The organism is Pseudoalteromonas luteoviolacea S2607, assembly GCF_001625575.1.
GTDB lineage: Bacteria > Pseudomonadota > Gammaproteobacteria > Enterobacterales > Alteromonadaceae > Pseudoalteromonas > Pseudoalteromonas luteoviolacea_E.
Genome location: NZ_AUXV01000073.1, coordinates 1 through 12,736 on the forward strand (window position 1 = coordinate 1; position 12,736 = coordinate 12,736).

General features: G+C 43.1%; 13 protein-coding genes. 11 read left to right on the forward strand and 2 right to left on the reverse strand.

Going from position 1 to position 12,736, the window contains the following annotated elements:
- The coding region (gene rne, locus N480_RS23515; RefSeq protein ID WP_155732944.1) for a ribonuclease E at positions 1-2,737 on the reverse strand (2,737 nt) is incomplete at its 3' end.
- Between the two features lie 546 nt (positions 2,738-3,283).
- Between rne and rluC the strand changes: the two genes are divergently transcribed.
- The gene (gene rluC, locus N480_RS23520; protein ID WP_063374877.1) at positions 3,284-4,246 is read left to right on the forward strand and encodes a 23S rRNA pseudouridine(955/2504/2580) synthase RluC; all 963 of its coding nucleotides are present in this window, start codon (positions 3,284-3,286) and stop codon (positions 4,244-4,246) included.
- Entirely contained in the window at positions 4,236-4,877 is a 642-nt protein-coding gene (locus tag N480_RS23525; RefSeq protein ID WP_063374878.1) for an HAD-IA family hydrolase, read from the forward strand. Before rluC ends, N480_RS23525 begins: the two co-directional genes overlap by 11 nt.
- Here N480_RS23525 and N480_RS23530 read toward each other — a convergent pair.
- Positions 4,869-5,453, reverse strand: a complete 585-nt coding sequence (locus N480_RS23530; protein ID WP_063374879.1) for a Maf family protein — start codon at positions 5,451-5,453, stop codon at positions 4,869-4,871. The two genes, N480_RS23525 and N480_RS23530, sit on opposite strands and share 9 nt — an antisense overlap.
- A gap of 121 nt (positions 5,454-5,574) precedes the next feature.
- Between N480_RS23530 and yceD the strand changes: the two genes are divergently transcribed.
- From yceD to mltG, 9 genes are all read left to right on the forward strand, one after another.
- Positions 5,575-6,099, forward strand: a complete 525-nt coding sequence (yceD, locus tag N480_RS23535; protein ID WP_063374880.1) for a 23S rRNA accumulation protein YceD — start codon at positions 5,575-5,577, stop codon at positions 6,097-6,099.
- Between the two features lie 10 nt (positions 6,100-6,109).
- Positions 6,110-6,280, forward strand: a complete 171-nt coding sequence (gene rpmF / locus N480_RS23540) for a 50S ribosomal protein L32 (protein ID WP_023400289.1) — start codon at positions 6,110-6,112, stop codon at positions 6,278-6,280.
- An 11-nt stretch (positions 6,281-6,291) separates the two neighbouring features.
- A complete protein-coding gene (gene plsX, locus N480_RS23545; RefSeq protein WP_063374881.1) occupies positions 6,292-7,338 on the forward strand; it encodes a phosphate acyltransferase PlsX in 1,047 nt (348 codons plus the stop codon).
- A gap of 142 nt (positions 7,339-7,480) precedes the next feature.
- Positions 7,481-8,407 carry an ACP S-malonyltransferase gene (fabD, locus tag N480_RS23550; protein ID WP_063374882.1) on the forward strand — a complete coding sequence of 309 codons (927 nt, stop codon included), beginning with the start codon at positions 7,481-7,483 and terminating at the stop codon, positions 8,405-8,407.
- A gap of 12 nt (positions 8,408-8,419) precedes the next feature.
- A complete protein-coding gene (fabG, locus tag N480_RS23555; protein ID WP_063374883.1) occupies positions 8,420-9,166 on the forward strand; it encodes a 3-oxoacyl-ACP reductase FabG in 747 nt (248 codons plus the stop codon).
- A 209-nt stretch (positions 9,167-9,375) separates the two neighbouring features.
- Positions 9,376-9,612, forward strand: a complete 237-nt coding sequence (acpP, locus tag N480_RS23560) for an acyl carrier protein (protein ID WP_010374019.1) — start codon at positions 9,376-9,378, stop codon at positions 9,610-9,612.
- Positions 9,613-9,693: 81 nt separating this feature from the next.
- Positions 9,694-10,932 (forward strand): beta-ketoacyl-ACP synthase II, encoded by a 1,239-nt coding sequence (gene fabF, locus N480_RS23565; RefSeq protein WP_063374884.1) that lies wholly within the window; start codon positions 9,694-9,696, stop codon positions 10,930-10,932.
- Between the two features lie 61 nt (positions 10,933-10,993).
- Positions 10,994-11,758 (forward strand): aminodeoxychorismate lyase, encoded by a 765-nt coding sequence (gene pabC, locus N480_RS23570; protein WP_063374885.1) that lies wholly within the window; start codon positions 10,994-10,996, stop codon positions 11,756-11,758.
- Complete coding sequence (gene mltG / locus N480_RS23575; RefSeq protein WP_063374886.1) at positions 11,755-12,735, forward strand: endolytic transglycosylase MltG; 981 nt, start codon at positions 11,755-11,757, stop codon at positions 12,733-12,735. Before pabC ends, mltG begins: the two co-directional genes overlap by 4 nt.
- Position 12,736 lies beyond the last annotated feature (1 nt).

Genomic DNA, 12,736 nt, shown 5'->3' on the forward strand with positions numbered 1-12,736 from the left:
CTTCTGCTTGTTCAGCCACAACAGGCTCAGCAACAGGTGCTTCTGTTTGTTCAGCTACAACAGGCTCAGCACTAGGTGCTTCTGCTTGTTCAGCTGCAACAGGCTCAGCAACAGGTGCTTCTACTTGTTCAGCTGCAACAGTTTCTTCAGCGTGTGCAGAATCAGCAGCATTTTGTGCAGCCGGCGCGACTGTTTCTACGCGTTGCTGCGCTTCAAACTCAGCTGCGGCCTGATCAGCAACAGGCACAAACGCAGGCGTTGAAGAGCGGTTTGGCCCATCACTACGCTTACGACGTTGTCCCGCAGCTCGCAAGTGGCGAGGAGAGCGTCTAGAACGCGTTTTCGCTTCGCGTTTATCACCTTGCATGTCTTCTTCATTTTGACCTGCTTGAGGCTGTTCGCCTGATTGTGAAGTTTCAGCAGTTTCAGCAGGAGATGCGTTTTCTTCCACTTGTGGTTGAACCGCCTCTGACTCATTAGGCGTGTCATGATCCTGTTTCACTACCTTCGTCTCTGTAACCGTTTCCGCAGCAAGCTGCTTAGGTTCAGATACCGGGGTAGATTCAACGGCAGTGGCTTGTTCTACTTTCGTAGGTGCTTCAGGCTCAGAGACATTTTGCTTTACGTCATTCGTAGATTGAGTTTCTTGCTGTTCTGAAGCAACTCTCACTTTTTTACGCAGATTACGTCTTTGGCGGCGCTGCTTAACAGGCTTCTCTTTTGCTTCCTGTTGCACTTCATCTTTTTGCTCATTTGCAGCTACGTTTTTAGCTTTATCAGCATCAGAGCGTTTGCGATTGTTTTGGCGACGACGCTTATTTCGATTTTCAGAACGCTCTTGTGTTTCATTGCGCTCTTTAACATCGTTTTTAGATGAATCATTAGACGCATTAACGTCTTTTTGCGATTCATTGCGACCTTTACCCTTACGACGTTGATTACGGCGGCGATTATCTTGCTTACCACGACGCTTGTTATGTGTCTTTTTCTCTTCTTCTTTCGGCTGCTCTTCTTCAGTAGAGAATAGGCCTTTTAACCAGCTTCCCACGCGAGATAGTAAGCTTGCCTTTGGTTCTGCTTTTTTGGCCGGCGTAGACTTCGCTGCTGGCTTTGCAGTCGCAGGTTGGGTAGTTGGTGCTGGAGAGGATGGGACCACAACTCCTTTCAGAGCAGGTTCCTCTTTTTGAACCACAGGTGCCATCTGAATTTCAACAGTTTCAGCTTCAGGCTCGGCAACTTGCTCGTAGCTTGCAAGCTCTGGTACATCATCTTTACGAAGGCGAACGACTTCATAATGAGGTGTTTCTAAATGTTGATTCGGAATAATAACAACATGGCAATTGTGTCGTTTTTCAATTCGTTGAACAGCACGGCGCTTTTCGTTTAATAAATACGAACCAACTTTCACTGGTACTTGCGCGTTAACTTGAGCTGTATTCTCTTTAATTGCTTCTTCTTCTATCAATCTTAGAATAGAAAGCGCAATAGACTCGTTTGAACGAATAGTGCCTTGACCACTACAACGTGGACACGTGTGTTGGCTAGCTTCACCCAAAGAAGGGCGCAAACGCTGACGTGACATTTCAAGTAGGCCAAATCGAGAGATTTTACCAATTTGTACTCGGGCTCTATCAGCTCGTACAGCTTCTTTTAAGCGATTCTCCACTTCTCTTTGGTGGCGAGGTGGTGTCATATCGATAAAGTCGATGACAATTAAACCACCTAGGTCACGTAGCCTAAGTTGTCTCGCGATTTCATCCGCGGCTTCTAAGTTTGTATTGAGTGCTGTTTCTTCAATATCGCCGCCTTTTGTTGCCTTTGACGAGTTGATATCGATAGATGTAAGCGCTTCTGTAGGGTCAATAACAATTGAACCACCAGAAGGAAGTCTCACTTCACGCTGAAAAGCTGACTCTATTTGACTTTCAATTTGATAGTGGGTGAACAGTGGCACATCATTTTTGTACAGCTTAACGCGATTGATAAAGTCTGGTCTAAACCCTTCAATGTGGGCTGTTGCCTCGTCAAATACGCGCTGCTTGTCAATCAGGATTTCGCCAATATCACGACGCAAATAATCTCTGATCGCTCTGAAAATCACATTGCTTTCTTGGTGGATCAAGAACGGAGCTTTGCGATTATCGGCGGCTTCTTGAATTTTTTGCCAGTGGCTCAGCAAGGTTTTTAAATCGTACTCTAATTCTTCAAAAGACTTACCAACACCAGCTGTACGCACGATAAGGCCCATGCCTTTAGGGAGTTTTAAGCGGCTTAAAGCTTCTTTCAGCTCAATACGCTCATCACCTTCGATACGTCTTGAAATACCGCCAGCACGAGGGTTGTTTGGCATGAGTACCAAATAACTGCCTGCAACACTGATGAAAGTGGTTAAAGCCGCGCCTTTTTGCCCACGTTCCTCTTTGTCAACTTGAACAATGACTTCTTGACCTTCTTGGATCACATCTTTGATGTTAGGACGGCCATTGAAGGTATAACCTTCAGGGAAGTATGTTTTAGCGATTTCTTTAAGAGGAAGGAAGCCATGACGCTCTGCACCGTAATTAACAAATGCTGCTTCAAGTGAGGGTTCGATTCGAGTGATTTTGCCTTTATAAATATTGGCTTTCTTTTGTTCGTGACCAGGGCTCTCTATATCTAGATCGTATAGACGCTGGCCATCAACCAGTGCAACGCGCATTTCTTCTTGCTGCGTCGCATTGATTAGCATGCGTTTCATATTCTTATGTACTCTATTTACTTTATTTACCTACCAACTTTTTACTTTATTTTGGTCAGGTAAATTTAACTTACACCATTCTTGTGCGCCAATGCAGGCTGTTTATTTTGTTCCAGTTACTGATGCAGTCTCACGACTGGGGAGAAGGGAACTTAGTCTGTCTTAACACTTACTGCCTGATTCATCTCAAAGGCGGGTTAAAAATTAGCTTTCACTTTGCCTACAGAACTCGCTCGGGTTAAACAAACCCGCAAATCTACACAAGACACGATAATTTTGCTTCTATTTACTTGTTTGTCGTGTATGGCCGTATTTGATGAACTGTTACACGCTTCACCTTGAGCCAATCACACGTAATAATTGTCTTGAGTCGGAGATAAAAGCTTTGGAAATATTAGCTCTGATCTGTATGATCCTCCACCCAAGATGTGCATCACGACAGTATATTTGCGATAAAAAGCAATGCTCGCAAAGTTTGCGAGGCGATTATCCCATTAATAACTGTGTGATAGCAACTAAATTATTACTCAAATCAGTGATTAGGCAATGTCAGAAAAGAATGCTTTACAAGTTACCTTTGTAACCATCACCGAAGATCAGTTAGGTCAACGTATTGATAACTTTTTGGTAACGCACTTAAAAGGGGTGCCAAAAAGTGCCGTTTATAAGATCTTAAGAAAGGGTGAGGTACGCGTTAATAAAAAGCGGGTAAAACCAGTTTATAAGCTGCAGATTGATGATGTAGTTAGGATCCCCCCTATCAAAACTGCGGAAAAAAACGAGTTTGTGCCAAAGAACTTGGATAAGGTTGCCAGCCTAGAAGAATGTATATTGTATGAAGACAAGTATCTGATTGTTATAAATAAACCTTCAGGAATGGCGGTGCATGGTGGCAGCGGATTAAGCTACGGCCTTATTGAAGCTATTCGTGCATTGCGACCACAAGAAAAATCCTTGGAACTGGTTCACAGGCTAGATAGAGATACGTCAGGGTGCCTACTGATTTCTAAAAAACGCGCTGTGTTAAAAGGACTTCATGAGCAATTGCGCGAGAAAACAATGGAGAAAAACTATTGGGCATTGGTAGCTGGGGAGTGGTCTGCTAAGCACAAAAATGTAACAGAACCGCTCAGGAAAAATACCTTAAAATCAGGCGAGCGAGTCGTACGCGTAGACCAAGAGGAAGGGAAGGCTTCTCATACCCGATTTAGAGTTTTAGAGCGCTTTACTGGCGCAACGCTCGTACAAGCTTCACCTGTTACTGGTCGTACCCACCAGATCCGTGTGCATACACAATGTAAAGGGCATCCGATAGCCTGTGATGATAAGTACGGTGATCAAGCGTTTGATGCGCAAATGCGTAAGAAAGGCCTTGGCCGCTTGTTCCTTCATGCTCGTGAACTGCGCTTCTTGCACCCGAAAACTGAAACGACGCTACATGTTGAAGCGCCGCTTGATAATGCATTAACAGCGTGCTTAAAAACATTAAGGGACTCTGATGAAGTATAAACTCGTCATACTGGATTGGGACGGAACAGTGATGGATACGGTACCTAAGATAGTAAACACGATAAATAGAGTGGCCGATCAGCATGCGATCCCAAGAGCAAGCGAAGAAGATACTAAAAGCATTATTGGCCTATCTTTAGAAACTGCCCTAGCAACGTTATTCCCTGCGGAAGCACATCGCAGTATGGAGTTAGCGAGCGCGTACAAGCATATATATAAAGAAGTAGATTCAACACCAACTAAGTTGTTCGATGGTGTTGAAAAAGTGCTTAAGTTTTTAGCCGAGCAGGGTGTTCAAATTGCGGTTGCAACAGGTAAAAGCCGTCAGGGTCTCAACCGTTTGTTGGTCGAAACGGGTCTTGAAGATTACTTCATAACGACTCGGACTGCAGATGAGGCGGAGTCAAAACCAAGCCCTGATATGCTGTACCAAATAATGGCAGAGCTAGGAGTAGAACCAGAAGACGTTGTCATGGTTGGGGACACAATTATCGACATGGAAATGGCACGCCAAGCCGGCATTGCGGCAATTGGTGTGACACTAGGTGTTGCTTCTTACGAGCAGCTCGAAGCAACAGCGGCATACTTTATTGCAAATGAGTTTGAGCAACTTATTGAGGCACTAGCCTAATACATCTATGCCAAAGTGCTCTAGTGATTTGGTTAATTCGATAAGTGGGAGGCCAATTAACGTATTTGGGTCTTCCCCCTCTAACTTTTCAAACAAGCAAATACCCAGTCCTTCACTTTTAAAGCTACCAGCGCAATTATAGGGCGTTTCTTTATCTAGATAGTTCTCTATTTGGGTTTGAGAGAGCTGTCTAAAATGAACATGGAATGGGACTACTTTGGTGATATGCTCATCTTTATCAATTGAGTAAAGGCTAAGGCTTGTGTAGAAGGTGACTGTCTGCCCACTAAACATGCTCAATTGTGCGATGGCTTTGTCTTTGGTATGGGGCTTACCCAAAATCTGGCCATCAAAAACAGCGACTTGGTCTGAACCAATCACAATACCGCTTTCATATCGAGAAAGTGCAGATTTTGCTTTTAGCTCACTTAGCCTGTGAACTAAATCTTGCGGTGTTTCATCTGCAATGGGCGACTCATCAATGTCTGGCGAGAAATGTTCAAACGAAAGACCTAATTTTTTTAAAATTTGCTGCCTAAAAGGAGAGCTAGAAGCTAATATAAGAGGTGTGTTCATAAGCCTATTGGTACCTGAACGAAAGAATTTACACAAGGATAAGCGTTAGTAGGCGAAAAACAATAGGAAAGTTTATTTTTACTTTGACTAAACCACTAACAATCTATATGATGCAGCCCCTATGCAAAAGGTGAAAATTCCCATCACTCTTGATCCAGGCAGAGCAGCACAGCGCCGAGCTAGTTATGACGGCATTGTGAAGCTTGAAGAACTTTCTCGACTGCAGCAAGTTGTGCAGGATCAGGTAGGTGAAATAGCGGTAACTATTCATTGCGATATTGATCAGCAAGGTTTGGTAGTTGTTCGAGGCTCAGCTCGAGCTAAACTGACCGTGGTGTGTCAGCGTTGTAATGATGATTTAGGGTTGGATTTGGCTCAAGACTTTGCGTATTCGCCAGTCGGATTAGGTGCAGAGTCGGAAGATCTTCCTGAAAGCTACGATGTGGTGGAGTTAAATGAAGAAGGTGAAATCAATCTTCGAGAAATGATCGAAGACGAATTGATTTTAGCGATTCCAATAGTTCCTATGCATGACGAAGCTTCATGTTCTTTTTCGGATAAGCCTGCGAGCTTTGGTGAAATTGATGCAGAAGAAACTAAACCAAATCCATTTGAGATTTTAAAACAACTTAAGAAAGATTCTTAGGAGAAGGCTAATGGCGGTACAAAAAAGCAAAGTGACACGTTCACGTCGTGGCATGCGTCGTTCACACGATGCTATCAGCGGACCAGCTTTAACTGTAGACCAAGTTTCTGGTGAGACTCATCGTCGTCACCACGTAACTGCTGATGGTTACTACAAAGGCGTTAAAGTAATTTCTAAGTAAGAGATTGCTTGATGCTGACTAATCTAACCATCGCGTTAGATATGATGGGGGGCGATTACGGCCCCCGTTCATCTATTCCAGCGGCTATTCTTGCCGTGCAGAAATATCCCAATTTAACTTTATTGCTTTGTGGTAATGAAGATGTTTTGCGCCAAGCACTACAAAAAGAAAATCACCTCGAACATCCCAGACTAATCGTCAAACACTGCGAGCAAGTAGTAACAAATAACTGCGAACCAGCACATGCATTAAGAAATAAAAGAAATTCTTCGATGCGTATTGCACTTGATTTAGTAAAAGCTGGTCAGGCGCAAGCTTGTGTAAGTTCTGGCAACACAGGTGCACTACTTTCCATGGCGCATTATGTATTAAAAATGCTACCAGGAATAAAGCGGCCAGCATTGATAACATCGATGCCTACCGAGAAGAAACAACCCGTCTATTTGCTTGATCTCGGTGCAAATGTACTGTGTGATCCAGAAACCCTGTTTCAATTTGCCATTATGGGCTCGATTGTTGCCGGTGAAGCACTCGACAAACCTCACCCTAAGGTCAGCTTATTAAACATAGGTGCTGAAGACATAAAAGGGCATGACGGTATTAAGCAGGCTGCAAAACTGATGTGCGAGTGTGAACACATCAACTATCAGGGCTACTCTGAAGGTAGTGATATCTTCTCTGGTAAGTCGGACGTTATCGTTTGTGAGGGATTTGTGGGCAATATCGCGCTTAAAACATGTGAGGGAATTGCCAAACTTATCATGCTAAAATTCACGAATGCACTCAAAAAACACTTTTTTTACAAGGTTCTTGCATTTTTACTACGCCCAGTGATAAAAAAACTCTATAAAAAGGTGAACCCCGACCAGTATAACGGGGCAAGTCTGGTAGGATTGCGTGGTATTGTCGTCAAAAGTCATGGAAATGCTTCGAATAAGGCATTTTTAGCAGCGATCGATGAAGCTGTTAGAGAGGTTAATCGACGCATTCCCGAAAAAATACAGACCGCTTTTGAAAAAATGGCAGAAACTAAAGAAACTTCAATCAGTCATCATTAATTGAATGGCTGTAGCGTTGCTTTTTGTCGTTAGTGTAAGTTGAGTCTGGAGATAATAGTCATACTGCTTATATCTGCAGCCTATGTTAAAGCGCGCAATTTAGTTGGTATGCAATTTAAAGAACGAGTTAAAAGAGCATCGTATGTCACAAAAAATAGCTTTACTTTTTCCTGGTCAAGGCTCGCAGAGCGTTGGCATGTTGTCAGAGTTATTAGAGTCTTCTGAGATCGTACAAGGTACTTTCGCTGAGGCGTCAGAGGCGCTTGGGTATGATCTTCAAGCTTTGGTACTGAATGGTCCTGAAGAAGAGTTAAACAAAACACATAAAACACAGCCAGCTTTACTTACGGCTAGTGTGGCAATCTTTCGCCACTGGGCTGCAAAAAATGTTGACGCTGAATTAGTGCTAGCTGGCCATAGCTTAGGTGAGTATTCGGCGCTGGTTTGTGCTGAAGTAATCAGCTTAGCTGAGGCTGTAAAGTTGGTAGAAAAGCGTGGGCTTTACATGCAAGAAGCTGTACCGGCTGGTACTGGTTCAATGGCGGCAATTATCGGTTTGGATGACGAAGTAATCGCTAAAACTTGTAATGATGCTGCGCAGGGTCAAGTAGTTTCACCTGTAAACTACAATTCACCTGGTCAGGTTGTCATCGCAGGCCACAAAGAAGCTGTAGAACGTGCTAGTGAAGCTTGTAAAGAAGCTGGTGCAAAACGCGCATTACCACTGGCTGTAAGTGTGCCTTCACACTGTGAGCTAATGAAACCAGCAGCAGAGCGCTTAGCTGACGATCTTGCTGCGTTAGAGTTTTCTGAACCTAAATATCCAGTTATTAATAACGTCGATGTTGCAGTAGCTAAAAGTGCAACAGAAATTAAAGATGCGTTGGTTAGACAGCTGTTCAGCCCAGTGCGTTGGACTGAAACAGTACAAAAACTAGCTGCAGATGGTGTAACAACTGCGTTTGAATTTGGCCCAGGCAAAGTTCTTACAGGGTTAGCTAAACGAATCGATAAATCAGTTAAATGTGCTGCCGTTAATGATGTTGCGTCAGTAGATAGTGCGGAATAACAGAGAAGAGAAATGTCAAATATATTTGATTTACAAGGTAAAATTGTTCTAGTTACCGGTGCGAGTAGAGGTATTGGTAAATCGGTTGCTCAAACTCTTGTAGCACAAGGTGCTACTGTACTAGGTACTGCTACTAGTGATTCTGGTGCTGAAAAAATCAGTGAGTACCTTGGTGAAAACGGTAAAGGTTATAAATTAAACGTCACTGATGTTGAGTCAATTGATACTGTATTGAAGCAGATCAAAGCTGATTTTGGTGATGTTGATGTACTAGTCAACAATGCTGGTATCACTCGCGATAATCTACTTATGCGTATGAAAGATGATGAGTGGACAGATATTATTGACACTAATTTAAGTGCAATCTATCGTTTATCAAAAGCTGTGCTTCGTCCAATGATGAAGAAGAAGTGTGGCCGTATCATCAATATCGGTTCTGTAGTTGGTACTATGGGTAATGCTGGTCAAGCTAACTATGCAGCAGCTAAAGCGGGTGTAATTGGTTTTTCTAAATCACTTGCGCGTGAGGTTGCTTCTCGTGGTATTACAGTTAATGTTATTGCACCTGGCTTTATCAAGACAGATATGACAGACGAGCTGACAGAAGAACAAAAAGCAGCAACGCTTGCAAACGTTCCTGCAGCGCGTTTGGGTCAACCTGAAGAGATCGCAGCAGCAGTTGCATACCTAGCTTCAGATGCAGCAGCGTATATTTCTGGTGAAACGTTGCATGTTAATGGCGCGATGTACATGGTTTAAAGATTACAATTTAATTTAAATTTTTGTGATCTTGCCGCAAACAAGCTTGATATTGGCCTTAAAATAGGCGATAAAGTAAAAAAATATTTCGTAACAGGTTTGACCAGACAAAAAAGTCATAGTCAATCCTTGAATCAATACATGATGCGCCGTAAACTACGCCGCAATCTGAAAATTAACGCAAAAGCGTTTTAATAAAGGAAAGAAGAATGAGCGACATCCAAGAACGCGTAAAAAAAATCATCGTTGAACAACTAGGTGTTAAAGAAGAAGAAGTTAAATCTGAAGCGTCTTTCGTAGACGACCTAGGTGCTGATTCTCTTGATACTGTCGAGCTAGTAATGGCTCTAGAAGAAGAGTTCGATACTGAGATCCCTGATGAAGAAGCTGAGAAAATCACTACTGTTCAGGCAGCGATCGACTACGTTACTGCTCACGCTGAGTAATTAACGGATCTGAAGGGCAGCACTCGCTGCCCTCATTCATTCTACCCCCGCAAAATTTCAAATCCCTTTTTGGAGGAAACCGTGGCTAAACGTCGAGTCGTAGTAACTGGCTTAGGTATGTTGACGCCGCTAGGTAATGATGTTCAGTCAACCTGGCAAGGCCTGTTAGAAGGTCGCAGTGGCATTTCAAATATCACGCATTTTGATACATCGAGTTTTGGAACTAAGTTTGCTGGCTTAGTTAACGACTTTGATGCGACAGAATACATGTCCAAAAAAGACACAAAAAAAATGGACTTGTTTATTCAGTATGGTATCGCAGCTGGTGTCCAAGCATTAAAGGATTCAGGTTTAGAGATCACTGAGCAAAACGCAGCTCGTGTAGGTGTTGCAGTGGGCTCAGGTATTGGTGGTCTAACGCTTATTGAAGAAAACCACCACAAATTAATTGCAAGCGGTCCTCGTAAGCTTTCTCCGTTTTATGTGCCTTCGACAATCATTAACATGATTTCAGGTCACCTTTCCATCATGCATGGACTAAGAGGCCCGAATATCTCAATCGTGACGGCTTGTACAACTGGCTTGCATAACATTGGTCACGCAGCACGTATGATTGCATACGGCGATGCAGACGCAATGGTTGCAGGTGGTGCTGAAAAAGCATCAACTCCGATTGGTATGGGTGGATTTAGTGCCGCTCGTGCGCTTTCAACTCGCAATGACGATCCGCAAGCGGCCTCACGCCCTTGGGATAAAGACCGTGATGGATTTGTACTAGCAGATGGCGCTGGTGTAATTGTACTCGAAGAGTACGAACATGCTAAAGCGCGTGGTGCGAAGATTTATGCCGAACTTGTTGGTTTTGGTATGAGTGGCGACGCTTACCATATGACATCTCCACCAGAAGATGGTTCTGGTGCTGCACTGGCTATGGAAAATGCGTTAAACGATGCTGGTGTTAACGCTGAGCAAATCGGTTATATTAACGCACATGGTACATCAACTCCTGCAGGTGACATTGCTGAGACTTCAGCGGTGAAATCAATTTTTGGCGATGCCGCGAAGAATGTAATGGTTAGTTCGTCTAAATCGATGATGGGTCATTTATTAGGTGCAGCAGGCTCAGTTGAGTCGATTATCAGCATCTTGTCTTTAGTTGACCAAAAAGTATCACCAACAATTAACCTAGACAACCCTGATGAAGGGTGTGATTTAGATTATGTTCCTCATACAGCTCGAGACGCTAAGCTTGATTACGCTTTGTGTAACTCGTTTGGTTTTGGTGGAACAAACGGCTCATTGTTATTTAAAAAGATTTAAGTAAGCAAAGTGAGCAAGATAAGCCTGGCGTAGCCGGGCTTTTTTATTTCTGGAGGAATATATGGATGTGAGTCACAAAGATCGCGGCTTAAACTACGGAGACGGTTTTTTTACAACGGTTAAAATTGACTCTGGTGCTCTGGCTCTGTGGGATTATCATCTTATACGACTCCAAGAGTGTGAACAACGGTTAGGCTTTCCTGCTTTGGATTACAAGCGCTTGACGAGTCAATGTCAAGAAGCAGTCAAACAATGCCAATCAGGCTTTTTAAAAGTATTGATTACTCGGGGGTGTGGTGGCAGAGGTTATGGCGTGCCAGCAAATCCAACTCCGAAAATTATTATTACCCAAGGCGACCTCCCAAGTCATTATGAGGACTGGAAAAAGAACGGAGTATCGCTTGGTTATAGTGACATACAGCTGGGACACCAACCTTTGTTTGCAGGCCTTAAAACACTCAATCGTTTAGAGCAAGTTATGATTAAGCAAGCTGCACAAAATAGTTTGTTTGACGATGTTTTGGTTGAAGATATTGCAGGCAACATAATCGAAAGTTCAGCAAGTAATATTCTAGTTGTTAAAAATGGTAGCGTGTTTACGCCAAAATTGGATATGTGTGGTATATCTGGGGTCTATTTACGCTATATGTGCAGCCAGGTCGAAGTGACAGAGCGAAGAATACAGCGCCAAGATTTGGTGCACGCAGATGCCATCTATATATGCAACAGTTTGATGGGCCTAGTGCCAGTGAAATCGCTAGACAAACAAATATTTGATGTGCAAACTGCTTTGCAATTAAAAGAAGAGATAGAAGCACCTGAATGATCCGCTATTTGTTGTTTGCTATTGCATTGCTAGCCTCCATTGTTATTTTTTTGAGTTACAGTCTATATGATCGGGTACATAACGAGCCTTTGTCTCTTAACCAAACATATGTGCAAATAGAGAACGGGGATACATTCAACAGGTTATGTACAGAATGGCAAGTAGCAGGTGCGCTACAGAGTTGCTGGCCTTATAAATTGTACAGCAAGTTAAATCCAAACAACTTTACCCTCAAAGCTGGCGTGTATGAGGTATCCTCTCTGACAGTATGGTCAGCCATCAACAAAATAAACAAAGGTATTAAGGCTGATTTCACTTTTACAATCATTGAAGGTGAAAGCTATCAAGCTATTGTTGACAAGCTGAAAGTGAGCGAGTTTTTGGTTTTTGACCTACCAAAAATTGACGTTAAGACACATTTTCAGTTTGGAAACGCACACCCGGAGGGGTGGTTGTACCCTGAAACATATCACTATGAGGGGGGGACAAGTGCATCAGCTTTACTGACTAGAGCCCATGATAAAATGAAACGTCAGCTTGATGATGTTTGGGCTAAAAGAGATGCCGATATTCCACTAAAAAATAAATATGAAGCGCTCATATTGGCCTCGATTATAGAAAAGGAGTCGGGTCAGGCTGCAGAACGCAGTACCATATCCTCTGTATTTCATAATCGTCTGAATAAAGGAATGCGGCTTCAAACAGATCCAACGGTTATTTATGGTTTAGGCAAGAGATATAACGGTGACATTAAACGTGTCCATTTAAAAGAGCATACCCCTTACAACACTTATCGCATTAATGGCTTGCCACCCACACCGATTGCAATGCCGTCACAAGATGCTCTGTTGGCCGCGGTACAACCAAAAAGCACTGACTATTTCTATTTTGTTTCTAAAGGGAACGGCGAGCACTACTTTTCTAAATCACTAAAAGAGCACAACCAGGCTGTGCGCAAATATATATTGAAAAAGTGAG